The 23,610-nt window shown below is 69.9% G+C and carries 26 protein-coding genes; 18 read left to right on the top strand and 8 right to left on the bottom strand.

The features are described from left to right. Position 1: 1 nt before the first annotated feature. Complete coding sequence (gene cysK / locus ASG80_RS10845; protein ID WP_056730433.1) at positions 2-937, bottom strand: cysteine synthase A; 936 nt, start codon at positions 935-937, stop codon at positions 2-4. A gap of 147 nt (positions 938-1,084) precedes the next feature. On the opposite strand from cysK, the gene prmC reads away from it, so the two are divergent. Then, positions 1,085-1,957 (top strand): peptide chain release factor N(5)-glutamine methyltransferase, encoded by an 873-nt coding sequence (gene prmC, locus ASG80_RS10850; protein WP_056730435.1) that lies wholly within the window; start codon positions 1,085-1,087, stop codon positions 1,955-1,957. Positions 1,958-1,978: 21 nt separating this feature from the next. Here the strand turns inward: prmC and ASG80_RS10855 are convergent, their stop codons facing one another. After that, complete coding sequence (locus ASG80_RS10855) at positions 1,979-3,007, bottom strand: TetR/AcrR family transcriptional regulator (RefSeq protein ID WP_056730438.1); 1,029 nt, start codon at positions 3,005-3,007, stop codon at positions 1,979-1,981. Positions 3,008-3,126: 119 nt separating this feature from the next. On the opposite strand from ASG80_RS10855, the gene ASG80_RS10860 reads away from it, so the two are divergent. Both ASG80_RS10860 and ASG80_RS10865 read left to right on the top strand, forming a co-directional pair. Further along, positions 3,127-4,038 (top strand): ATP-binding cassette domain-containing protein, encoded by a 912-nt coding sequence (locus ASG80_RS10860; RefSeq protein ID WP_056730440.1) that lies wholly within the window; start codon positions 3,127-3,129, stop codon positions 4,036-4,038. Positions 4,039-4,052: 14 nt separating this feature from the next. After that, entirely contained in the window at positions 4,053-4,844 is a 792-nt protein-coding gene (locus ASG80_RS10865) for an ABC transporter permease (protein ID WP_056730942.1), read from the top strand. A gap of 76 nt (positions 4,845-4,920) precedes the next feature. On the opposite strand, the gene ASG80_RS10870 is transcribed toward ASG80_RS10865, so the two are convergent. Continuing rightward, a complete protein-coding gene (locus ASG80_RS10870; protein ID WP_056730442.1) occupies positions 4,921-5,562 on the bottom strand; it encodes an HAD-IA family hydrolase in 642 nt (213 codons plus the stop codon). A 42-nt stretch (positions 5,563-5,604) separates the two neighbouring features. On the opposite strand from ASG80_RS10870, the gene ASG80_RS10875 reads away from it, so the two are divergent. The 13 genes from ASG80_RS10875 (at position 5,605) to ASG80_RS10935 (ending at position 16,591) form a co-directional block, all read left to right on the top strand. Further along, on the top strand, positions 5,605-6,468 hold the full coding sequence (locus ASG80_RS10875; RefSeq protein WP_082590139.1) for an L-threonylcarbamoyladenylate synthase: 864 nt from the start codon (positions 5,605-5,607) through the stop codon (positions 6,466-6,468). Continuing rightward, positions 6,465-7,742 carry an MraY family glycosyltransferase gene (locus ASG80_RS10880; protein ID WP_056730443.1) on the top strand — a complete coding sequence of 426 codons (1,278 nt, stop codon included), beginning with the start codon at positions 6,465-6,467 and terminating at the stop codon, positions 7,740-7,742. The genes ASG80_RS10875 and ASG80_RS10880 overlap by 4 nt, the downstream gene beginning before the upstream one ends. Then, positions 7,723-8,202 (top strand): hypothetical protein, encoded by a 480-nt coding sequence (locus ASG80_RS10885; RefSeq protein WP_056730445.1) that lies wholly within the window; start codon positions 7,723-7,725, stop codon positions 8,200-8,202. Before ASG80_RS10880 ends, ASG80_RS10885 begins: the two co-directional genes overlap by 20 nt. Positions 8,203-8,387: 185 nt before the next feature. Beyond that, positions 8,388-9,167, top strand: coding sequence for a F0F1 ATP synthase subunit A (atpB, locus tag ASG80_RS10890; protein WP_235508275.1), 780 nt, complete (start codon positions 8,388-8,390; stop codon positions 9,165-9,167). A 45-nt stretch (positions 9,168-9,212) separates the two neighbouring features. Continuing rightward, entirely contained in the window at positions 9,213-9,446 is a 234-nt protein-coding gene (gene atpE, locus ASG80_RS10895) for an ATP synthase F0 subunit C (RefSeq protein WP_056730448.1), read from the top strand. Positions 9,447-9,492: 46 nt separating this feature from the next. After that, a complete protein-coding gene (locus tag ASG80_RS10900) occupies positions 9,493-10,047 on the top strand; it encodes a F0F1 ATP synthase subunit B (protein WP_369816254.1) in 555 nt (184 codons plus the stop codon). Positions 10,048-10,050: 3 nt separating this feature from the next. Beyond that, positions 10,051-10,845, top strand: a complete 795-nt coding sequence (locus ASG80_RS10905; protein ID WP_056730452.1) for a F0F1 ATP synthase subunit delta — start codon at positions 10,051-10,053, stop codon at positions 10,843-10,845. 76 nt (positions 10,846-10,921) lie between these two features. Then, positions 10,922-12,562: a F0F1 ATP synthase subunit alpha gene (atpA, locus tag ASG80_RS10910; RefSeq protein ID WP_056730455.1), complete on the top strand. Its 1,641-nt coding sequence runs from the start codon at positions 10,922-10,924 to the stop codon at positions 12,560-12,562. Positions 12,563-12,605: 43 nt separating this feature from the next. Beyond that, a complete protein-coding gene (locus ASG80_RS10915; protein ID WP_056730456.1) occupies positions 12,606-13,502 on the top strand; it encodes a F0F1 ATP synthase subunit gamma in 897 nt (298 codons plus the stop codon). Between the two features lie 20 nt (positions 13,503-13,522). Next, on the top strand, positions 13,523-14,980 hold the full coding sequence (atpD, locus tag ASG80_RS10920) for a F0F1 ATP synthase subunit beta (protein WP_056730458.1): 1,458 nt from the start codon (positions 13,523-13,525) through the stop codon (positions 14,978-14,980). A 2-nt stretch (positions 14,981-14,982) separates the two neighbouring features. Beyond that, a complete protein-coding gene (locus tag ASG80_RS10925; RefSeq protein ID WP_056730459.1) occupies positions 14,983-15,243 on the top strand; it encodes a F0F1 ATP synthase subunit epsilon in 261 nt (86 codons plus the stop codon). Between the two features lie 10 nt (positions 15,244-15,253). Then, entirely contained in the window at positions 15,254-15,826 is a 573-nt protein-coding gene (locus ASG80_RS10930) for an ATP-binding protein (protein WP_056730461.1), read from the top strand. Further along, entirely contained in the window at positions 15,827-16,591 is a 765-nt protein-coding gene (locus ASG80_RS10935) for a YaaA family protein (RefSeq protein WP_056730463.1), read from the top strand. A 15-nt stretch (positions 16,592-16,606) separates the two neighbouring features. Here ASG80_RS10935 and ASG80_RS10940 read toward each other — a convergent pair whose 3' ends face one another. Next, positions 16,607-17,224: a DNA-3-methyladenine glycosylase I gene (locus tag ASG80_RS10940; RefSeq protein ID WP_056730945.1), complete on the bottom strand. Its 618-nt coding sequence runs from the start codon at positions 17,222-17,224 to the stop codon at positions 16,607-16,609. Positions 17,225-17,229: 5 nt separating this feature from the next. Beyond that, entirely contained in the window at positions 17,230-17,721 is a 492-nt protein-coding gene (locus tag ASG80_RS10945) for a methylated-DNA--[protein]-cysteine S-methyltransferase (RefSeq protein ID WP_056730466.1), read from the bottom strand. A 143-nt stretch (positions 17,722-17,864) separates the two neighbouring features. On the opposite strand from ASG80_RS10945, the gene ASG80_RS10950 reads away from it, so the two are divergent. Further along, the gene (locus tag ASG80_RS10950) at positions 17,865-18,833 is read left to right on the top strand and encodes an aldo/keto reductase (protein ID WP_056730468.1); all 969 of its coding nucleotides are present in this window, start codon (positions 17,865-17,867) and stop codon (positions 18,831-18,833) included. A gap of 90 nt (positions 18,834-18,923) precedes the next feature. After that, positions 18,924-20,120: a DUF4192 family protein gene (locus ASG80_RS10955; protein WP_056730470.1), complete on the top strand. Its 1,197-nt coding sequence runs from the start codon at positions 18,924-18,926 to the stop codon at positions 20,118-20,120. Here the strand turns inward: ASG80_RS10955 and ASG80_RS10960 are convergent. From ASG80_RS10960 to ASG80_RS10970, 3 genes are read right to left on the bottom strand one after another with little or no spacing between them, the layout of a single operon-like run. Then, positions 20,107-21,552, bottom strand: a complete 1,446-nt coding sequence (locus tag ASG80_RS10960; RefSeq protein WP_056730473.1) for an FAD-binding oxidoreductase — start codon at positions 21,550-21,552, stop codon at positions 20,107-20,109. The genes ASG80_RS10955 and ASG80_RS10960 overlap by 14 nt on opposite strands. Further along, a complete protein-coding gene (locus ASG80_RS10965) occupies positions 21,552-22,967 on the bottom strand; it encodes an aspartate aminotransferase family protein (RefSeq protein WP_056730475.1) in 1,416 nt (471 codons plus the stop codon). The genes ASG80_RS10960 and ASG80_RS10965 overlap by 1 nt, the downstream gene beginning before the upstream one ends. 27 nt (positions 22,968-22,994) lie before the next feature. Continuing rightward, the gene (locus ASG80_RS10970) at positions 22,995-23,477 is read right to left on the bottom strand and encodes an Lrp/AsnC family transcriptional regulator (RefSeq protein ID WP_056730477.1); all 483 of its coding nucleotides are present in this window, start codon (positions 23,475-23,477) and stop codon (positions 22,995-22,997) included. Positions 23,478-23,610: the final 133 nt, after the last annotated feature.

Below are 23,610 nucleotides of genomic sequence, written 5' to 3' on the forward strand. Positions count from 1 at the left end.
CTCAGTCAAGCAGACCCTCGTACAGCACCGTGGACAGGTAACGCTCCCCGTAGCTCGCGACGATGACGACGATGGTCTTGCCGGCGTTCTCGGGCCGCTTGGCGAGCTCGACCGCCGCGTAGACGGTGGCACCGGACGAGATGCCGCCGAGGATGCCCTCCTCCACGCCGAGCCGTCGCGCGGTGGCCACCGACTGGTCGATGTTCACGTCGATGATCTCGTCGTAGACGTCGCGGTCGAGGATCTCGGGCACGAAGTTCGCGCCGATGCCCTGGATCTTGTGCGGGCCGGGCTGGCCGCCGTTGAGGATCGGCGACTCCGCGGGCTCGACGCCGACGATCCGCACCTCGGGCTTCCGCTCCTTCAGCACCTGTCCGACGCCGGTGATGGTGCCGCCGGTGCCGATGCCCGACACGAAGATGTCGACGTCTCCGTCGGTGTCGTTCCAGACCTCCTCGGCGGTGGTGCGGCGGTGGATCTCGACGTTGGCCTGGTTCTCGAACTGCTTCGCGAGCACCGCGCCGGGGGTCTCCGCGGCGATCTGCTCGGCCCGGGCGACGGCGCCCTTCATGCCCTCGCCGCCGGGGGTGAGCACGAGCTCGGCGCCGTAGGCGCGCAGGAGGGCGCGGCGTTCCTTGCTCATGGTCTCGGGCATCGCGATGATGACGCGGTAGCCGCGGGCGGCGCCGATCATGGCGAGCGCGATGCCGGTGTTGCCGCTGGTGCCCTCCACGATGGTGCCGCCCGGCTGCAGCTCACCCGACGCCTCGGCTGCGTCGACGATGCCGATGCCGAGGCGGTCCTTGACGCTCGCGCTCGGGTTGTAGAACTCGAGCTTCGCGAGCACGGTCGCCTCGGCGCCGTCGGTCACTCGGTTCAGGCGCACGAGCGGCGTGCGACCGAAGACCTCGGTGATGTTGTCGAAGACCTGGGTCATAGTGCTTCCTCTCGGGTGTGCGTGCGACGTGCGGGTGCTGGCGCTGCGACGACGGGGGCCCGCCGTGGACGGCGGATGCCGCGGCCCAGCCTACGGCGGCGCCTTCCCACGGTCACGTGCGTTACATTCCATTTCGTGGATGAACGGATGCCGCCGGCGGGCGCGCGGGGACTGCGCGCGGTGCGCGACGAGACGGTGGCGCGCCTGGCCGCGGCCGGCGTGCCCGATCCCGAGGTGGACGCCGAGCTGCTCATCGGCCACGTGCTCGGGCTCTCCCGGGGCGGCGTACAGGCGAGGCTCGTGATCGGCGGCGAGCTCGGCGAGGCGGATGCCGCGACGCTCGAGTCGCTCGTCGCGCGTCGCGAGCGGCGGGAGCCGCTGCAGCACCTCACCGGCCGCGCCGCCTTCCGGTCGCTGGATCTCGCAGTCGGGCCGGGGGTGTTCGTGCCGCGTCCCGAGACCGAGCAGGTCGCGCAGTACGCCATCGACGCGCTCAGGGCTGCTGCCGAGCCCGAGCCGATCGCGGTCGACCTCGGCAGCGGAAGCGGGGCGATCGCGCTCGCCATGGCCACCGAGGTGCCGCACGCGCGCGTGTGGGCGGTCGAGAACTCGCCGGAGGCGTTCCCGTGGACCCGGCGCAATGTCGACGAGGTCGGCGCGTCGAACCTCGAGCTCGTGTTCGGCGACCTCGCCACGGCGCTCGCCGAGCTCGACGGGCGCGTCGCCGTGGTCATCTCGAATCCGCCGTACGTGCCGGCTGGAGAGCTCCCGCGTGATCCCGAGGTGCGGCTGCACGACCCCGAGGCGGCGCTCTACGGCGGTGAAGACGGGCTGGACGTCGTGCGCGTGATCTCACGGCGCGCAGCGGAGCTGCTGCACCAGGGCGGACTGCTGGTGGTCGAGCACGCGGAGACGCAGTCGGCGCCCATCGCGGCGATCCTCGCGGCCGACGGTTGGCGGGCGATCTCGCACCATCGCGACTTCACGATGCGCGACCGGGCGACGACCGCGGTGCGCTGAGCGGAGGCATCTGCCCGCTCGTCACGTGGCGCGTTCGAGGCGCTCGCGTTCGCGTCGCTCACGCTCGGCCTGTTCGCGCTCCTCCTTCTCGCGGGCGTGCTTCTCGCGCTCCAGCGCGTGCTTGATCGCCTCGCGCTCTCGCTTGCGGGCCTCGCGGAGGGCCTTCTCGGCCTCCCGCCGCGCCTTCGCGGCTTCGCGCACCTGCTTGTCGCGGGGGAGCGCGAGCTCGGGCGCAGGCGGCTCGGGCTGCGCCACGGTGCGCCCCTGCTCGACGCGGCCGACGTGGTACTCGATGCCGTCGAGGATGCGCTGGAGTCCGAACTCGAAGTCGTCGTCGGTGTCGGCGGACCCCGCCCCCGGCTCAGCGACGTACCCGCCGGCGGCGAGCAGCGGACTGAGGTACGGGAACCGCTCGGGGGTGACGAGCTCGTTGAGCGCCTCGAAGAAGTTCTCGCCCGTGACATCCGCCGGGTCGGAGGCCGCTGCCGCCGCGGCTCCGATGTCCCGCTCCTGCGCGCCCGTGGCTCGCACGTAGCTCGTGACGAGCAACAGGGCTGACATCTTCTCGCCGTCGCTCAAGGGGAGCGAGCGCACCTCGCGGAGGAACCAGTCCACGATGGTGAGGCTGTTCGGCGTGATCGGCGCCCCCGAGATCGGGATGTCCACGAGCCACGGATGCTCCCGATAGGCGGCGCGCATGGCGAGCACCCATGCCGTGACGCCGTCGCGCCAGTTGCGCTCGAGCAGGTCGTCGGGCACGGGCACGACGCTTCCGCTCTCCTGCATGAGGAGGATGAGGTCGTCCTTGCTCGTGACGTAGCGGTAGAGCGACATGGTGGTGAAGCCGAGCGATGCGGCGACCCGGCTCATCGAGACCGCCCCCAGGCCCTCCGCGTCGGCGATCTCGATGGCGGCGTCGACGATGCGCTCGATCGAGAGTTCGCGCTTCGGGCCGCGCTGCGGGTGGGCCGCGATGCCCCAGGCGAGCGCGACGCCTCGGGGGAGTTCGGGGTCGGGCCGCTCGGCGTCGGGTGGCGTGGGGTTCGGCATCGGCTCCCGTTCTCGATCGGTCTTGACGACAGTCTAGAACTGTGTATTACTTAAACAACAGTGCATTACATACACAGTTTGCGCCATACGCAGACGATTTCGATTGAAAGGAGCAGGCTATGACGTTCGCCATCGACGCTCGCGGTCTCCGCAAGCGCTTCGGTCGCACCGAGGTGCTCTCGGGGCTCGACCTCGCGGTGCCGGCAGGCACCGTGTTCGCATTGCTCGGGCCGAACGGCGCGGGCAAGACCACGACGATCAACATCCTGACGACCCTCGTGCGAGCCGATTCGGGCACCGCGCTCGTGGCCGGGCACGACGTGGTCGCCGACGCCGAGGGCGTCAAGGAACGCATCGGGCTCACGGGGCAGTCCGCCGCCGTCGACGAGGTGCTCACGGGCACCGAGAACCTCGTGATGATGGCTCGCCTCTCGGGGCTCGGGCGCCGTGCCGCACGCGACCGTGCGGCCGAGCTCCTCGAGCGCTTCGACCTCGTCGAGGCCGCGGGCCGGCGCGTCGGCACGTACTCGGGCGGCATGCGCCGCCGGCTCGACCTCGCGCTCAGCCTCATCGTCGCGCCGGCCGTGCTGTTCCTCGACGAGCCGACGACCGGCCTCGACACGCGCAGCCGTCAGGAGCTCTGGAGCGTCATCCGCTCGCTGGCGGGCGCCGGCACGACCGTCTTCCTCACGACCCAGTACCTCGAGGAGGCCGACCGGCTGGCGGACCGGATCGCGGTGCTCGACCGCGGCCGAGTCGCCGCTGAGGGCACCGCCGATGAGCTGAAGGCCCGCATCGGCGGCGACGTCGTGGAGCTGCGCGATGCCGACGGCGAGCTGCTACTGGAGCTTCCCACCGACGGCAGCGTGCACGGCCTGCGCGCGGCGATCGACGAGCTCGACCACGCCCCTGCGGCCGCCGCAGCCGGGGTCGCCGTCTCCATCCGGCGCCCCAGCCTCGACGACGTGTTCCTCGCCATCACCGCCCGCGGCGCGGCATCCGCTTCGCCCGAACTCCTCGAAGCGAAGTGACGACCATGACGACCATGACAGCCATGACGACCCCCGCCCGCCCGCGCCTCGGCGCCTTCACCGCCGAGTCCACCTTCATCTCGCGCAGCTTCATCCATTCGGTGCGCGACGTGGAGGCCCTGCTCATGGCCGTGGTGCTGCCCACGATGCTCATGCTGATGTTCACCTGGATCTTCGGCAACGCCATCGACCCGTCGGGCGGCTACGTCGACTACGTCGTGCCCGGCATCATCCTGCTGTGCGCCGGGTTCGGTGCCTCGTCCACGGCGATCTCGGTCTCGCGCGACATGACCACCGGCATCATCGACCGGTTCCGCACGATGCCGATCCGCAGCGGCGCGGTGCTCACCGGCCATGTCGTCGCGAGCCTCGCGCGCAACCTCGTCGCGACCGCCGTCGTCATCGCGGTCGCGTTGCTCGTCGGGTTCCGCCCGGTGGCGACGCCGCTCGAGTGGCTCGCGGTGGTCGGGGTCGTCGCGCTGTACATCCTCGCGATCACCTATCTGTTCGCGGCGATCGGCCTCGCGGCGTCCACGCCCGAGGCGGCCAGCGGCTTCGGCTTCATCCTGCTGTTCCTGCCGTATGTCTCGAGCGCGTTCGTGCCGGTCGAGACGATGCCGGAGTGGCTGCAGTGGATCGCCGAGAACCAGCCGATCACGCCCGTGATCGAGACGATCCGCGCCCTGCTCATGGGCACGCCGCTCGGCGACTCGGCGTGGTGGGCGATCGGGTGGTGCCTCGGCATCATCGCGGTGTCCATGGTGTGGGGCGCCTGGCTCTTCCTCCGCAAGGCGGGCCGCCGCTGACGACGGGGGAGCAGGCGACGGATGCCGCGGGCCGCACGGGCTCGCGGCATCCGTCGCGGCTCGCGGCATCCGTCGTTCAGGCGACGCCCCGCTCGGCGGCGAACGCCTCGATCGCCTCGACGAGCGCGTCCGTGTTGTAGCCGCCTCCGATCTCGAGCAGCTGGAACCCCGTGATGCCGACCGCCTCCGCGCCGCGGACGTTCGCGCCCGAGTCGTCGACGAGCATCGCGTCGACGGCCGGGATGCCGAACCGGCTGAGCGCGCGGGTGTAGATGCGGGCCTCGGGCTTGCGGGCGCCGAGCACCGCCGAGACCAGGTCGTTCTCGCCGAGCACCCCCGCGACCTCGGGGGCGAGGTCGTGCAGCGAGTCGCGGAAGATGATCGGGTTGTTCGACAGCAGCGACACGGTGCCGAGCTCCCCCGCCCGCCGGAGCGCCGCGAACGACGCGGGGATCGGGGTCATGGCGGCGCGGCGCGCCTCGCGCCATCCGTCGGCGGTGAGCGATGCGCCGGTCACGTCGTTGAACGCCGCGAGGTACTCATCGGTCGAGAGGTACTCGCCCGACTCGGCGGCGGCCTCATGTCCGCCCTCCCACCAGGTCTTCGCCAGGGTGTACTGGCTGACGCCCGTGAGCTCGGCGAGCCTCGGCAGGCGCTTGCGGAAGTCGTAGGCGTAGAGCGTCTTGTCGAAATCGAAGAGGAACAGCGGCGTGCCCATGCCCCGAGTATGGCAAGCGTGCTGGTCTAGAATCGAGCGGTCATGACTCCCATCTACGACTGTTCGGTCGATACCCAGCTGCTCACCGGCATGCGGCTCGCTCGCGGCGCCATCGGACGCGGCGAGCTCGTGGTGATCCCCACCGACACGGTCTACGGTGTGGCCGCCGACGCGTTCGACCCGGCGGCGGTCACGCGCCTGCTCGAGGCGAAGGGCCGCGAGCGCTCGTCGCCGCCGCCCGTGCTCATCCCCGGCATCCCCACGCTCGACGCCCTCGCGGCCGACGTGCCCGAGCCGGTGCGCCGGCTCGTCGCGGAGTTCTGGCCCGGCGGGCTCACGGTGATCCTGCACGCGCAGCCGTCGCTGCAGTGGGACCTCGGCGAGACGCGCGGCACGGTCGCGCTGCGCATGCCGGCGAACCCGATCGCGCTCGAGCTCCTGTCCGAGACCGGCCCGCTCGCCGTGTCGAGCGCGAACCTCTCCGGGCAGCCCTCCGCCACGACCGCGACCGACGCCGAGGCGATGCTCGGCGACGCCGTCACCGTCTACCTCGACGGCGGCCCCGCGGGCGAGGCATACGAGGCGACCGGCGAGCGCCAGGGCGACACCAGCTCGACCATCGTCGACGCCACCGGGCTCGACGCCGACGGGGGAGTGCTCCGGATCGTTCGCGCGGGCGTCATCTCGCGCGAACGCATCGCGGCGATCGTCGGCGAGGACCTGCTCGCGCCGGGCGACGCGGCGCCCGCCGCAGACGGTGAGCCGGCGGATGCCGCCGCGGCATCCGGTGCGCCCGACACCGCCGAGCCCGCCGCGGGCGTGGCCGCAGAACCCGCCGCAGGCGGTGAGCCGGCGGCATCCGATCGCGACACCGCCGACGACGGAGCGGGTGCCGCCGCCTCATGACCCTGTTCCTCGCGCTCGCCCTGGTGGCCGCGGTCGTCACGTTCGGCGGGTCCGTGCTGGTGTGGAAGCTGAGCCTCAAGTACCGGCTCTACCCGAAGATCCGCGAGCGCGACGTGCACACGCGCCCGACGCCCCGACTCGGCGGCATCGCGATGTTCGTCGGCATCCTCGCGTCGATCGGCGCCGCCGCGTTCGTGTCGACGCTCGGCTCCTCGAGGTTCTCGATCGTCTCGATCGTCTTCCAGAACCCCAACCAGATGCTCGCGATCCTCGGCGCGGCCCTGCTCATCGTGCTCATCGGCGTGGCCGACGACATCTGGGACCTCGACTGGACCACCAAGCTGGCGGGCCAGTTCATCGCCGCCGGCCTGATCGCGTGGCAGGGCGTCTCGATCGTGTCGCTCCCGATCGGCGGAATCACCGTCGGCTCGTCGTGGATGAGCGCCACGATCACCGTGTTCACGATCGTGCTCGTGATGAACGCGATCAACTTCATCGACGGGCTCGACGGGCTCGTCGCGGGCGTCGCCCTCATCGCGAACGGCGTGTTCTTCCTCTACACGTACCTGCTCGTGCAGAAGACGTCGCCCCTCAACTACTTCAACCTCGCGTCACTGCTCGCGATCGTGCTCGTGGGCGCCTGCGTCGGGTTCCTCCCGCTCAACTGGCACCCCGCGAAGCTCTTCATGGGCGACGCGGGGGCCCTCCTCATCGGCCTGCTCATGGCCACCTCGGCCATCGCGGTCACGGGCCAGATCGACCCGGCGTCGCTCGGGCTCGGCGAGCTGTTCCCCGCGTTCATCCCGATCATCCTGCCGTTCGCGGTGCTCCTCATCCCGCTCCTCGACTTCGGGCTCGCGGTCGTCAGGCGCCTGCGGGCCGGCAAGTCGCCGTTCTCGGCCGACCGCAAGCACCTGCACCACCGCCTGCTCGACATGGGTCACTCCCACCTGAACGCGGTGCTCATCTTCTACGGCTGGACGGCCGTCGCCTCGATCGGATGCCTCCTGTCCTTCGTGTTCCCCGTGTACTTCGGCATCCCGTCGTGGTGGGCGTTCCTGCTGCTCGGCCTCGGGTTCCTGGTCTGCGCGGCGATCACGCTCGCGCCCCTCGGACGCCGTAAGCGCCTGACCGTGGCGGCCGAGGCCGAGTCGGCGGACACCCCCGAGGCAGCGGTGTTCGACGAGTTCGAGACCGCCCCGGTCCCGGTTCAGGGCGCGCGGTTAGAATCGGGGGACCCCGAACTGGAGCACGATGACCGACGCACGCCCTGAGCCCTCCGACCGCACGCCCACCTCGAACCCGGTGCTCCGAAGGGCCCTCGCCTGGGGCGGAGTGCTGGCCGCGATCGTCCTCGTCGTGAGCGGCATCCTGGGCCTCGTGTTCGCAGGCACGGAGGGCCTCATCAGCGCCCTCCTCGGCACGCTCATGGCCATGGTGTTCATGGGCATCACCGCGGCCAGCATCCTCCTCGCCAACCGGTTCGCCTCGAGCGACGTCTTCGTCGGCGTGTTCTTCGGCATCGTGCTCGGCGGCTGGCTGCTCAAGTTCATCGTCTTCATCGTGCTCGTCGTGGTGCTCCGCGACGCCTCCTGGCTGAACTCGACGGTGCTCTTCCTGAGCCTCGTCGCGGGGGTCATCGTTTCGCTCGTCGTCGACGTGCTCGTCGTCGCCAAGTCCCGGATCCCGTACGTGAGCGACGTCCGGCTGCCCAAGGCTCCGACCGACGACTGAGGCCCCCTCGGCGATTCGTCCGGGGCCGGAAGTATTGCTAGAGTGATGGGGATCCCCCAACGGTTTCCGCCCGGCTTCGGCCTGTGCGGAATCCGTTTCCGATGTTCGTCGACGCGAGAGCCGAGCTCCACGCCCCGAAACAGGAGATAGCGCTGCTAGCTAACGCTCTGAACCTGCTGGTTCCGATGTCAACCGATGATGGTGGCTTCCACGGGCCGTCGATCGAGGAATTCTTCCCCGGGGCCCTGCTCTTCGGCGGCACCCCCTTCGAGATCAACCGCATCACCCTCGTGCGCATCGTCGCCGTGGTCGCGCTGCTCCTCGTCTTCTGGCTCGGCACCCGCCGGATGACGGTCGTGCCGGGCCGATTCCAGAGCCTCGTCGAGATGGGCCTCGACCTCGTGCGCGTGAACATCGCCGACGACCTGCTCGGCAAGAAGGACGGCAAGCGGTTCCTGCCGATCCTCACCACCATGTTCTTCATGATCCTGTTCATGAACCTCACGGGAGTCATCCCGTTCCTGAACATCGCCGGCACGTCCGTGATCGGCGTGCCCCTCGTGCTCGCGATCGTCGCGTACGTCGCCTTCATCTACGCGGGCGTCAAGAAGAACCCGGTGAACTTCTTCAAGAACTCGCTGTTCCCCTCGGGTGTTCCGTGGCCCGTGTACATCATCGTCACGCCCATCGAGATCATCTCGACCTTCATCATCCGGCCGATCACGCTCACGCTCCGACTCATGATGAACATGATCGTCGGGCACCTCCTGCTCGTGCTCTTCTTCGCGGCCACGCAGTTCTTCGTCATCCAGCTCGGCGGCTGGTACACCCTCCTCGGCGTCGGGAGCCTGGCGTTCGGCCTCGTCTTCACGCTCTTCGAGATCCTCGTCGCCGTCCTGCAGGCCTACGTCTTCGCGCTCCTCACCGCGGTCTACATCCAGCTCGCGGTGGCGGAAGAGCACTGAGCCCGGGCACCCGCCCAGAACATCCCTAGGAAAGGAAAACCCAACGTGGACGCAACCACCGTTCTCGCTGAGATCAGCGGTAACATCGCGACCGTCGGCTACGGCCTCGCGGCGATCGGCCCGGCCATCGGCGTCGGCATCGTCGTCGGCAAGACGATCGAGGGCGTCGCCCGCCAGCCCGAGCTCGCCGGACGCCTCCAGGTGCTGATGTGGATCGGCATCGCCTTCACCGAGGCGCTCGCCTTCATCGGCATCGCCACGGGCTTCATCTTCACCTGATCCGCTTCCGCCGCAATCTAAGGAGGCCAATGTGCTCCACGCAGTTCTGAGCGCTGCGACCGAGGCAGCCGAGGAGAACATGAGCCCGGTCGTCCCCGAGTTGTACGACATCATCGGGTCGTTGATCTGCTTCGTCATCATCCTCGTCTTCTTCTGGAGGTATGCGCTGCCGCGCGTGCAGAAGCTGCTCGACGAGCGCGCCGAGGCCATCGAGGGCAACATCGCGAAGGCCGACGAGGCCCAGCGCAAGGCGGAGGCGGCACTCGAGGAGTACACCGCCCAGCTCGCCGACGCTCGCGTCGAGGCCGGTCGCATCCGCGAGACCGCCCGCGACGACGGCAAGAAGATCGTCGCCGAGGCGAAGGAGCAGGCCACCGGTGAGGCGGCCCGCATCACCGCGACCGCACAGGCGCAGATCGAGGCCGAGCGCCAGGCCGCGCTCGTCTCGCTCCGCTCCGACGTCGGCACCCTGGCGATCGACCTCGCGTCGGGCGTCATCGGCGAGAGCCTCGCCGACGACCGCAAGGCGCAGAGCGTCGTCGATCGCTTCCTCGAGGACCTCGAGGCGAGCGAGCAGGCGGCCGCCGGAGGGAAGAAGTAATCCATGGGTAGCGCTACGAGAGGGGCCCTCGCCGTTTCGCGAGCCGCGCTCGCCGAGCTCGGCCGGGCCGAACTCCCGGTCGCCGAGGACCTCCTCGCGGTCGGTCGGGTCGTGGGTGCGTCGTCGCAGCTGCGCTCGGCGCTCACCGACAACGAGGCGGATGTCGCGCAGAAGCGCGCGCTCGTGCAGGCGGTCTTCGGCTCGAAGATCTCCGCAGAAGCGGTCGCGCTGCTCATCGCCGCCGCCTCGAGCCGCTGGTCGAGCGGCGAGGACTTCCTCGCCGGCGTCGAGGAGATCGGCTATCGCGTCGCCGCCGAGTCGGGGCCCGATGGCGTCGACATCGACGCGGAGCTGTTCGCGTTCGAGCGCACCGTCGCATCCGACTCGGAGCTCGAGCTCGCGCTCGGCAGCAAGCTGAGCCCGACCGCCTCCAAGACGAAGCTCGTCGACCGCCTGCTCGTCGGCAAGGCGACGCCGCAGACGGTCGCGATCGTGCGTCATCTCGTGCAGCAGCCGCGCGGCCGCCGCATCGGCGCGGCGCTGCGACACGCGGCATCCGTCGTCGCCGACCAGCGCGGTTTCGACGTCGCGACGGTCACGACCGCCCGGCCGCTCACGGCCGCGCAGCTCGGCCGCCTCGAGCAGGGCATCGCCGCGCAGGCGGGCCGTCGTGTTCGGTTCGACACCATCGTCGACCCCGCCGTGATCGGCGGTGTCCGCGTGCAGATCGGCGACGACGTCATCGACGGGAGCGTCGCCAGCCGCCTCAGCTCGCTGAGGCAGAAGCTTGCCGGCTGACGCCGGATGAAACGACCGGCGTCCCGCGCCGCGACACACCAGTAGCTGTACAACCGGTACAGAAAAGGGAAAGACAATGGCAGAACTCTCCATCAGCCCCGACGAGATCCGTTCGGCTCTCTCGGAGTTCGTCTCGTCGTACGAGCCGGGCCAGGCGCAGAAGACCGAGGTCGGGTACGTCACCGACACGGCCGACGGCATCGCGCACGTCGAGGGCCTTCCCTCGGTCATGGCGAACGAGCTCATCCGCTTCGCCGACGGCACGCTCGGCCTCGCGCTGAACCTCGACGAGGACGAGATCGGCGTCGTCGTGCTGGGCGAGTTCGCCGGCATCGAGGAGGGCATGGAGGTGACCCGCACGGGCGAGGTCCTCTCGGTCCCCGTCGGCGAGGGTTACCTCGGCCGTGTCGTCGACCCGCTCGGCAACCCGATCGACGGCCTCGGCGAGATCACCGGCATCGAGGGCCTGCGTGCCCTCGAACTGCAGGCGCCCGGCGTCATGCAGCGCAAGTCGGTGCACGAGCCGCTGCAGACGGGTATCAAGGCCATCGACGCGATGATCCCGGTCGGCCGCGGCCAGCGGGAGCTCATCATCGGCGACCGCCAGACCGGCAAGACCGCCATCGCGATCGACACGATCATCAACCAGAAGGCGAACTGGGAGTCGGGCGACCCGAACAAGCAGGTTCGCTGCATCTACGTGGCCATCGGGCAGAAGGGCTCGACGATCGCCTCAGTGAAGGGCGCCCTGGAGGACGCCGGCGCCATGCAGTACACCACCATCGTCGCCGCTCCGGCTTCCGACCCCGCCGGCTTCAAGTACCTCGCGCCGTACACCGGCTCGGCCATCGGCCAGCACTGGATGTACGACTCCAAGCACGTCCTCATCATCTTCGACGACCTGTCGAAGCAGGCCGAGGCGTACCGTGCGGTCTCGCTCCTCCTCCGCCGCCCGCCGGGCCGCGAGGCCTACCCGGGTGACGTGTTCTACCTGCACTCGCGCCTGCTCGAACGTTGCGCCAAGCTCTCCGACGAGCTCGGCGCCGGCTCGATGACCGGTCTGCCGATCATCGAGACGAAGGCGAACGACGTCTCGGCGTACATCCCCACCAACGTGATCTCGATCACCGACGGGCAGATCTTCCTGCAGTCGGACCTCTTCAACGCGAACCAGCGTCCCGCGGTCGACGTCGGCATCTCGGTGTCGCGAGTCGGCGGTGACGCCCAGGTCAAGTCGATCAAGAAGGTCTCGGGCACGCTGAAGATCGAGCTCGCCCAGTACCGCTCGCTCGAGGCGTTCGCGATGTTCGCGAGCGACCTGGATGCCGCGAGCCGTCGTCAGCTCGCCCGCGGCGCGCGCCTCACGGAGCTGCTGAAGCAGCCGCAGTACTCGCCGTACCCCGTCGAGGAGCAGGTCGTCTCGATCTGGGCCGGCACGAACGGCAAGCTCGACGAGGTCCCCGTCGAGGACATCCTGCGCTTCGAGCGCGAGTTCCTCGACTACCTCGGTCGCAACACCGAGGTGCTCTCGACGCTGCGCGACACCAACGTCCTCTCCGACGAGACGGTCGCGACGCTCGAGACCGAGGTCGACAGGTTCAAGCTCGAGTTCCAGACTGGAGAGGGCAAGCCCCTCGCCTCCGTCGGGCGCGAGGAGTTCGAGGCGATCGCCGTCGAGGACGTCAACCAGGAGAAGATCGTCAAGGCCCGCCGCTAGGCAGGGCCGACCGTCGATCGGACTCTAGGGATACAGGAGAGAAATGGGAGCGCAACTTCGGGTCTACCGGCAGAAGATCAAGTCTGCCCAGACGACGAAGAAGATCACGAAGGCGATGGAGCTCATCGCCGCTTCGCGCATCCAGAAGGCGCAGGCGCGCGTGACGGCTTCGACGCCGTACTCGCGCGCCATCACGCGCGCCGTCTCGGCCGTCGCGACGTACTCGAACGTCAATCACGTGCTCACGACCGAGCCCGAGACGATCGAGCGCGCAGCCGTGGTGATCCTCACGTCGGACCGCGGGCTCGCCGGCGCGTTCAACTCGCAGGTCCTGCGCGAGGCAGAGGAGCTCAGCGAGCTGCTCCGCTCGCAGGGCAAGGAGGTCGTGTACTTCCTCGTCGGGCGCAAGGCTGTCGGCTACTTCGCGTTCCGCCGCCGCGCGTCGGAGCGCCAGTGGACAGGCAGCTCCGAGAATCCCGAGTTCGAGCTGGCCAAGGAGGTCGCCGACGCCGTCCTCGAGGCGTTCCTGCGCGACGCCGCCGATGGCGGCGTCGACGAGATCCACGTCGTCTACAACCGGTTCGTGAGCATGATGACGCAGACGCCAGAGGTCGTGCGCCTGCTTCCCCTCGAGGTCGTCGAGGGCGTGGAGGAGCCCGATGCCACGGTGCAGCCGTTGTACGAGTTCGAGCCCGACGTCGAGACCGTGCTCGACGCGCTGCTGCCGGTGTACATCGAGAGCCGGATCTTCAACGCGCTGCTGCAGTCGGCCGCGGCGAAGCACGCGGCCACCCAAAAGGCGATGAAGTCGGCGAGCGACAACGCCGACAAGCTCATCACCGACTACACGCGGCTCGCGAACAACGCGCGCCAGGCCGAGATCACGCAGCAGATCTCCGAGATCGTGGGCGGCGCCGATGCGCTCGTCGCCAAGAAGTAATCCAGAAAAGAGAGAGCAGAATGACTGACACCGCAACCGCGCCGGTCGCCGAGACCGCCGGCGCCGTCGGCCGTATCGCCCGCGTCACGGGCCCCGTCGTCGACATCGAGTTCCCGCACGACTCGATCCCCGAGATCTACAACGCTCTCAAGACCGACATCACGCTCGGCGGCGACACCGTGACCATCACGCTCGAGGTCGCCCAGCACCTCGGCGACGACCTCGTGCGTGCCATCGCGCTGAAGCCCACCGACGGACTCGTGCGCGGCCAGGAGGTCCGCGACACCGGCGAGGCGATCTCGGTGCCCGTCGGCGACGTCACCAAGGGCAAGGTCTTCAACGTCATCGGCGAGGTGCTGAACGCGGAGCCGGGCGAGCAGATCGAGATCACCGAGCGTTGGCCGATCCACCGCAAGCCCCCGGCCTTCGACCAGCTCGAGTCGAAGACGCAGCTGTTCGAGACCGGCATCAAGGTCATCGACCTCCTCACGCCCTACGTGCTGGGCGGCAAGATCGGCCTCTTCGGCGGTGCGGGCGTCGGCAAGACCGTCCTCATCCAGGAGATGATCCAGCGCGTCGCGCAGGACCACGGTGGCGTGTCGGTGTTCGCCGGTGTCGGCGAGCGCACGCGAGAGGGCAACGACCTCATCCACGAGATGGAGGAGGCGGGCGTCTTCGACAAGACCGCACTCGTCTTCGGCCAGATGGACGAGCCGCCGGGCACGCGTCTGCGCGTCGCGCTCTCGGCGCTCACGATGGCGGAGTACTTCCGCGACGTGCAGAAGCAGGACGTGCTCCTCTTCATCGACAACATCTTCCGCTTCACACAGGCGGGCTCCGAGGTCTCGACGCTGCTCGGCCGGATGCCGTCGGCCGTCGGCTACCAGCCGAACCTCGCCGACGAGATGGGCATCCTGCAGGAGCGCATCACCTCGACGCGCGGCCACTCGATCACCTCGCTGCAGGCGATCTACGTGCCGGCCGACGACTACACCGACCCGGCGCCGGCCACGACGTTCGCGCACCTCGACGCCACCACCGAGCTCTCGCGCGAGATCGCGTCCAAGGGTCTGTACCCCGCCGTCGATCCGCTGACGTCGACGTCACGCATCCTCGACCCCCGCTACCTGGGCGCGGACCACTACCGCGTCGCGACCACGGTCAAGCAGATCCTCCAGAAGAACAAGGAGCTGCAGGAGATCATCGCCATCCTCGGCGTCGACGAGCTGTCCGAGGAGGACAAGATCACGGTGTCGCGTGCGCGCCGTATCCAGCAGTTCCTCTCGCAGAACACCTACATGGCGAAGAAGTTCACCGGTGTCGAGGGTTCGACGGTGCCGCTCAAGGACACGATCGAGTCGTTCGATGCGATCGCCCGCGGTGACTACGACCACGTCGCCGAGCAGGCCTTCTTCAACGTCGGCTCGATCTCCGACGTCGAGGAGAAGTGGGCGCAGATCCAGAAGGAGAACGGCTGAGCATGGCCGCCCTCAACGTGAGCGTCGTCTCGGCCGACCAGGAAGTATGGTCGGGCGAGGCGGCCATGGTGGTCGCCCGCACGGTGGAAGGCGAGATCGGCATCCTGCCGGGTCACGAGCCCATGCTCGCGATCCTCGCGGGTGGTGAGGTGCGCGTGACGCTGCCCGGTGGCGAGAAGATCACCGCGAGGGCGGAGGAGGGGTTCCTCTCGGTGCATTCGGACGCCGTGCAGGTGGTCGCCTCCCGAGCGGAACTCGCCTGAGGGGTGCCGGATGCAGGGGGAGCAACCGATCGAACGTCAATTCGGTGACCTGAGCGTCACCCAGCTCATCGTCATGGCCGGGTTGCCGGGAGCGGGCAAGTCGACGATCGCCGAGATCGTGGGTGCCCGTCTCGGCGCCACGGTCGTGTCGGTCGACCCGATCGAGTCGGCGATCCTGCGTGCCGGGATCGACAACGACCAGCCGACGGGCCTGGCGGCGTACCTCGTGGCCGAGGAGATCGCCGAGAAGGAGCTCGAGTCGGGACGCACGGTCATCGTCGACGCCGTGAACGCCGCCGAGGCCGCGCGCCTGCAGTGGCGCGACCTCGCGGCCCGTGCCGACGTGCGACTCCGCGTGATCGAGGTCGTGTGCTCCGACGAGGACGTGCACCGCGCGCGGCTCGAGAAGCACAAGCGCGGCCTGCCGCACCTCGAGGAGATCACGTGGCGTGCCGTCGAGCAGAGCCTCGAGGGGTACGCACCGTGGACGGGCCCATCGTCGGCGTTGCCGCGCGTCACGATCGACAGCGTCGAGTCGCTCGGGTCGAACGTCGACTCGGTGCTCGCGTTCATCGGCTCGTAGATGCTCCTGCTCCTGCTGCCGCCGTCGGAGACCAAGCGCGAAGGCGGGCACCACGGCCCCCTTGATCTCGCCGCGCTCTCGTACCCCGAGCTCACCGCCGCGCGCGCCGCCCTCCTGGAGCGGGTGGTGACCCTCGCCGACGATCGCGACCTCGCCATGCGGGCGCTCAAGCTCGGGCCACGGCAGGCGGCCGAAGTGGAGCGGAACCGACTGCTGCTCGAGAGCCCGACGATGCCGGCGATCGACCGCTACACGGGCGTGCTCTTCGACGCGCTGGACGCCTCGAGCCTCGACGCCGAAGCCCGTTCGTTCGCCGGCGATACCGTCGTCGTGCACTCGGCGTTGTTCGGGCTGGTGGGCGCGCTCGATCCGATCCCCGCGTACCGGCTGTCGCACGACTCGCGCGTGCCCGACCTGCCACTCCGCCGGTTCTGGCGCGAGCCGCTCTCGGCGCGCCTCGCCGCCGAGCGGGGCGTGATCCTCGATCTCAGGTCCGAGGGGTATGCGGACCTGGGGCCAGCTCCGGCCCGCGACGACAGCGTGTTCGTGCGGGTCGTCTCGGTCGATCGCGACGGCCGTCGGCGCGCGCTGAACCACTTCAACAAGCAGGCGAAGGGCCGGTTCACGCGCTCATACCTCGAGGCTCGGCCCGAAGTGACCTCGCTCGCCGAGCTCATCGCCTGGGCCGAGGACGCGGGCTTCCGCCTCGACCTCCGCGCCGCCCAGGAGCGCGGCGGCCTTCGCGAGCTCGAGCTCGTCGCCTGAGGGTCGGCAAACGTATCAGACGAACCCTCGAACGGGCGTGGCGAGCCGGTCGGCGGTCGACGTGGCGCGGAAGCATCCGGCGAGGTGATCGTCGACCATGCCGGCGGCCTGCATGAGTGCGTACATCGTGGTGGGGCCGACGAAGCGGAACCCGCGCTTGCGGAGGTCCTTGCTCATCGCCGTGGACTCCGGCGTCGTCGCCGGCACCTCGGCGTAGGACGCGGGTGAGGACGCGCGAGCCGGAGGCGCGAAGCTCCAGAGGAGCTCGTCGAGGGGAACGTCGAGCGCGAGCGTCGCCCTGGCATTCTGGATGGCGGCCTCGATCTTGCCGCGGTGCCGGATGATGCGGGCGTCGCCGAGCAGTCGCTCCACGTCGGCCTCGGTCATGGCGGCGACGCGTTGGACGTCGAACCCGTGGAACACGTCGCGGAAGGCCGGACGTCGTCGAAGGATGGTGATCCACGACAGCCCCGCCTGGAAGCCCTCGAGGCACACCTTCTCGAAGAGGCGCACGGGGTCGTACTGCGGGGTGCCCCACTCCTCGTCGTGGTAGCGGCGGTACTCGGGGTCGGTCGAACCCCACGCGCAGCGCGTGACGCCGTCGTCGCCGGTGACGAGCTCTGCTGGCGGCACGACGCTCACGCGGCGAAGCCGATCTGCTCGTGCCCGAGGAGCCAGAGCTTGGTGGGGATGCCGTCGCCGCCCGAGTAGCCGGTGATGCGCCCGTCGGAGGCGAGCACGCGGTGGCACCCGACGATGATCGGGATGGGGTTCGCGCCGACGGCGCCGCCGATGGCGCGGGCGGATCCGGGCTTGCCCACGGCGGCGGCGAGCGCGCCGTACGAGGTCGCCTCACCCCATCCGAGTCGTTCGAGCTCGGCCCACACGGCTTGCTGGAACGGGGTGCCCGTGAGCCGCACGGGAACGTCGAACCGGGTGCGGGCTCCGGCGAAGTACTCCCGGAGCTGGGTGCGTGCGTCGTCGAGCACGTCGTTCGAGCGCTCGGGCTCCCCGTCGTGGGGGAGTGCGCCCTCGCACTCGATGGAGAGGCCGGTCACGGCCGCGTCGTCGCCGACGAGCTCGATGCGGCCGATCGGGCTGTCGAGGCGGGTGATGAACACGTTGGTCATGCTTCGAGCGTAGCCGCGGCATCCGACATCGACTCGCGGGATTCGGACATCGCGCGCGGATGCCGCAAGACCGCGGGTGTCGAGGACGAGTGACCGTCGTCGTGGTGATCGCGACCCGGCGCGCAGCCCCATAGGCTTGGCGGATGACCGATCTCGAGTACCGTTCGCTCGGCCGATCGGGCCTTCGCGTCTCGGCGGTGGGCCTCGGCGGCAACAACTTCGGACGTCCCGGCACGGCGACCGAGACCCAGCAGGGCACGAACGAGGTCGTCGTCGCCGCCCTCGATGCCGGCGTCAACCTCATCGACACCGCCGACACCTACGGACGCGAGTACGGCCTCAGCGAGGCCCTGCTCGGCGAGGCACTCCGCGGCCGGCGCGACGAGGTCGTCATCGCGACCAAGTTCGGGCACGCCGGTATGCCCTCGCCGCTGCCCGCCTGGGGTGCGCAGGGATCCCGGCGCTACATGCGGCTCGCGGTCGAGGGCTCGCTGCGGCGCCTGCAGACCGACTGGATCGACCTGTACCAGCTGCACACGCCCGACCCCGCCACGCCCATCGACGAGACCATCGCGGCACTCGACGACCTGGTACGCGAGGGGAAGGTGCGCTACATCGGCCACTCCAACCTCAGCGGCTGGCAGATCGCCGAGGCGGAACTCGTCGCCCGCGAGCTCGGCGCGACCCGGTTCATCTCGGCGCAGAACGAGTACAACCTGCTCTCGCGAGGCGCCGAGGCCGAGGTGCTGCCCGCCGTGCGGCACTTCGGTCTCGGGTTCCTGCCGTACTTCCCCCTGCAGAACGGCCTGCTCACCGGCAAGTTCCGCCGCGACGAGCAGCCGGCCGACACCCGCATCATGCGCCAGCGGCGGCACCTCGTCGACGACGCGCCCTGGGATATCCTCGACCGATACCGTGCCTTCGCCGAGGCCCGCGGCATCACGATGCTCGAGGCGACGTTCGGATGGCTCCTCGCGCAGCCGGCCCTCGCGAGCGTGATCGCCGGCACCACCCGGCCGGAGCAGATCCGCCAGAACGCGGCTGCCGGGAGCGCCTGGCGGCCGAGTGCGGCGGAGGCCGCCGAGATCTCGGAGCTGTTCTCGATGCGCTGACTCGTCCTCGACACGAGTCCGGCGGCGGCATCCGTCACCGTGCGAGCACCTCGACCTCGATGACGGATGCCGCCGCGGCACGCTGTGGGCATGACCACCATCATCCGCGCCGCCGGTGCGCACGACCTGCTGGCGATCGTGCCGGTGCTCGCGGGCTTCGTGCCCGAGCGCTCGATCGTCTGCGTCGCGTTCCGCGGCACCCGTTCGGCCGGCGTACTGCGTCACGACCTTCCCCGTCGCGCCAGGGACCGGGCGGCGCTCGTCACCGCGATCGTCGGCACGCTCTGCCGGATGCCGGGCGTCGACGCCGTGGTGCCGATCGCCTACACCGACGCGACGTTCGCGGGCTCCCGCGGGCTCCCGGAGCGCGGGGTGCTGTCGCTGCTCGTCCGGCGCGCGGAGCAGGCCGGCTTCGCCGTGCGCGACGCACTGTGCCGGGCTGCCGATGCCTGGGGATCGCTCCTCGACCCGGCCACGCCGACGACGGGGCATCCGCTGTGCATGATCGACGAGAGTCCGGCTGCCGGCCGCGTGCCAGACCACGGTCGGCCCCTGGCGGCCGCCGCGGCCGCGGGCCGGCTGCCCGAACGCGATGAGGCCGCCGCGGCCGTGATCGCAGCCGAGCTCGCGGCCTTCGCCGACCTCTCGCGCAGTGCAGTCCAGCTCGACCGGCTCGGCGCTGATGCCGATCCGGTGACGCTCGTGGAGGCGCTGCTCCGGCCCGGCGCCGACCGGCAGCCTCCGGTGCGGGTGGCGTGGTTCCTCCATCTCGCGGATCGGCCCGCCATCCGCGACGCGATGATGCTCCAACTGGCATTCGGCCAGGTGGTGGGAGAGGCCGCACACGACGATGCGGTGGAGACGGCGTCGAGGGCCGCGCGCCGCGGCGAGACGGTCGACGACCTCGTGCGGCGGGAGCTCGTCGAGGGCCAGGAAGACGCCGTGTCCGAACTGCTCGGGCGCCTCCTGCTCGGCCAGTCGAGCCTTCGTCCAGAGCATGGACGCGTGGAACGCGGGCTCGACCTCGCGCGATGGGCCGCCGCGCATGCACCGGTGGAGCTGCGTGCCGCCCCGCTCTGCATCGCCGCGTGGCTGGCGTGGGCGCTCGGCCGGGGCTCGGCAGCGGGGGCACTCGTCGACCAGGCCGTCGCGGTCGCCCCCGGCCACTCGATGGCGGCGCTCCTCTCGGCGTTCATCGGGAGCGGCGCCCTGCCCGAATGGGCGTTTGCGGAGCAGCCCGACGCCGGTCGCGACGACCGGTCGGAGCGTGACGTCAGTGACCGGTGAGCGGAGCGAGCAGCCGCGCCGTCAGCGACGGTCGCCTCGTGACGCGCTCCTCGAGGTCGGCGACCTGCATGCCGAGGATGCCGAGGTTCGCGCCCGCGAAACGCAGCGGCTCGGGCTCCCACAACGGCGATCGGTGGTTCGCCCAGGCGAGTGCGGTGAGCTCGGTCTCGCGGCCGAGCACGAGATCGGCCAGGGTGCGACCCGCGAGGTTCGTCGTCGAGAGGCCGTCGCCCACGTATCCGCCAGCGAAGCCCACGCCCGTCCTGGGGTTGTAGCTCGCGGTCGCGTGCCAGTCGCGGGCCACACCGAGCGGTCCGCCCCAGCGATGCGTGAGGCGTGCGTCGCCGATCGCCGGGAAGAGGTCGTGGAGCGCATGGTGGAGGCGGTCGAACACCCCGTCGACGCGTTCGAACGCCGGATCCACCGCGCTGCCCCAGTGGTAGCGTGCCCCGCGACCGCCGAACGCGAAGCGGTCGTCCGCCGTGCGCTGTCCGTAGACCAGCAGGTGCCGGTAGTCGCTGAACGTCTGTCCGTGCTCGATGCCGATCTCGTCCCACACGTCGTCGTCGAGCGGCTCGGTGGCGATCATGAGCGAGTACAGCGGAAGGACGCGACGGCGGACGCGGGGCAGCTGGGAGCCGTACCCCTCGAGCGCGATGATCACGTGCCGCGCCGCGACGGTGCCCTCGACCCGCGAGTCGACGCCGCGGAACCGCACGGTGCCCGCAGCCCAGTCGAGCACCTCGGTGCGCTCGAACAGCGAGACGCCGAGCGACTCCACGACGTTCGCGAGCCCGCGGACGAGCTTGGCGGGGTGCACGCGTGCGCACGCGGGATCGAACATCGCGGCGGGTGCGCCGCCGTCGAGCGAGGTGGCGCCGAATCGCGAGCCGGTCGTACGTTCGTCCCAGTACTCGGGGGCGTCCACGCCGAACCGTCGCATCTCGGTGACGTCCGCCTTCGCGAAGCCGCGCTGCACGTCGTTGCGCGCGAACACCACGGTGCCGCCCCGTGCGTAGTCGCAATCGATGCCCTCGAGACTGGTGATGCGGCCGACCTCCTCGACCGTGTCGACCATGGCCCGCCGCATCTCGACGGCCTCGTCGTGGCCGTGCTCGCGCTCGAGGGAGCCCGGCGACCGCGGGAACAGGGCCGAGCACCAGCCGCCGTTCCGTCCCGACGCCCCGAACCCGGCGATCTCGCGCTCGAGCACGGCGATCCGGAGCCCGGGGTCGGCCTTCGCGAGCGAGTACGCCGTCCAGAGCGCGGTCAGCCCGCCGCCGACGATGCAGACGTCGAACCGCGCATCCGCGACCAGTGGGGCGCGTGGGATGAGGTCGTCGTGCCCCGACGACGCGAGGTCGTCGAGCCAGAAGCTCGCGCCGCGATAGGCGGCCGGCGTTCCGTCGGTCGCCTGGTGCAGCCCCGCCATCAGATGCGGTTGGAGGCTTCGGTGAGCACGCTCCGCAGGATCTGCTCGATCTCCCGGAACTCCGGCACGCCGACGGTGAGCGGCGGCGCGAGCTGGATCACGGGGTCGCCGCGGTCATCGGCCCGGCAGTAGAGGCCGGCGTCGAACAGCGCCTTCGAGAGGAACCCGCGCAGCAGGCGCTCGGACTCGTCGTCGTCGAACGTCTCCTTGGTGGCCTTGTCCTTCACGAGCTCGATGCCGAAGAAGTACCCGTCGCCGCGCACGTCGCCCACGATCGGCAGGTCGAGGAGCTTCTCGAGCTCGGCGCGGAAGAGGGGGGAGTTCACGCGGACGCGCTCGTTCAGCCCCTCCTCCTCGAAGATGTCGAGGTTCTCGAGCGCGACCGCGGCCGACACCGGGTGCCCGCCGAAGGTGTACCCGTGGTAGAACGACGTGTTGCCCGTGGCGAACGGCTCGTAGAGCTTCTCCGACACGATCGTGGCGCCGATCGGGGAGTAGCCCGAGGTCATCGCCTTGGCGCACGTGATCATGTCGGGCACGTAGCCGTAGGCGTCGCAGGCGAACATGTGCCCGATGCGGCCGAACGCGCAGATCACCTCGTCGGAGACGAGCAGCACGTCATACTGGTCGCAGATCTCACGCACGCGCTGGAAGTAGCCGGGAGGAGGCGGGAAGCATCCGCCCGAGTTCTGCACCGGCTCGAGGAACACGGCGGCGACCGTCTCGGGGCCCTCGAAGAGGATCATCTCCTCGATGCGGTTCGCGGCCCAGATGCCGAACGCCTCGAGGTCGTCGGCGGGTGCCCCGACCTCCGCCGCGCGATAGAAATTCGTGTTCGGCACGCGGAATCCACCCGGCGTGAGCGGCTCGAACATCGCCTTCATCGCAGGGATGCCGGTGATCGCGAGGGCGCCCTGGGGCGTGCCGTGATAGGCCACCGCGCGTGAGATCACCTTGTGCTTGGTCGGCTGGCCCTTGAGCTTCCAGTAGTACTTCGCGAGTTTGAACGCCGTCTCGACCGCCTCGCCGCCACCGGTGGAGAAGAACACGCGGTTGAGGTCGCCGGGCGCGTATCCGGCCAGCCGGTCGGCGAGCTCGATGGCCGACGGATGCGCATACGACCAGATCGGGAAGAACGCGAGCTGCTCGGCCTGCTTGGCGGCGACCTCGGCGAGGCGGGCGCGCCCGTGGCCGGCATTGACCACGAACAGGCCCGAGAGGCCGTCGAAGTACTTCCGCCCCTCGACGTCGAAGATGTGGTGACCCTCGCCGCGGGTGATGATCGGCACGCCCGACGTCTCCATCGTGGACTGGCGGGCGAAGTGCATCCAGAGGTGATCCTTCGCCTTCTGCTGCAGGTCGGCGCTGTCGTAGCCGGTGGCTCCGAGGCTCGTCGGCGTGTCGAGGGTGGTCATCTCTGTCCTCCTAGGGGGAGCGCCCGCTCAGCGGGTGCCCCAGTTGTAGAACTGCTTCTGCAGCTTCAGGTAGACGAACGTCTCAGTGCTCTGCACCCCCGGGAGGTTGCGGATGCGGGAGTTCAGGAGCGTGATGAGCTCCTCGTCGTTCTCGCACACGACCTCGGCCAGCAGGTCGAAGCTCCCCGCCGTGAGCACGACGTAGTCGAGCTCCGGGATCTCGGCGAGTCGCTCCGCGAGCTCCCGCGTGTCGCCGCCGGCGCGGATGCCGATCATCGCCTGGCGGGTGAAGCCGAGCTGCATCGGATCGGTGACCGCGACGATCTGCATGACCCCCGACTCGGTGAGCCGCTGCACCCGCTGGCGTACCGCCGCCTCCGAGAGGCCGACGGCCTTGCCGATGTCGGCATAGGAACGCCGGCCGTCGGCCTGGAGCTGCTCGATGATCGCCTTCGAGACGTCGTCGAGGTGCACCGGCCGTGGCGAGGCGGAGCGAGCAGCGTTCGTCATGCGTCGATTGTGTCAGTGGCGGATGCCGCGAGCAAGCGATTCCGTCGATTCACACCCGAAACACAACTGATTCCAAATCAATTGCTCGCACTCCGCGACCGAGCGCCACTACCATGGGCGTTCGGCGCCGCCC

The sequence above is a fragment of the Agromyces sp. Soil535 genome, from assembly GCF_001428255.1.
In the GTDB taxonomy this organism is placed as follows: Bacteria; Actinomycetota; Actinomycetes; order Actinomycetales; family Microbacteriaceae; genus Agromyces.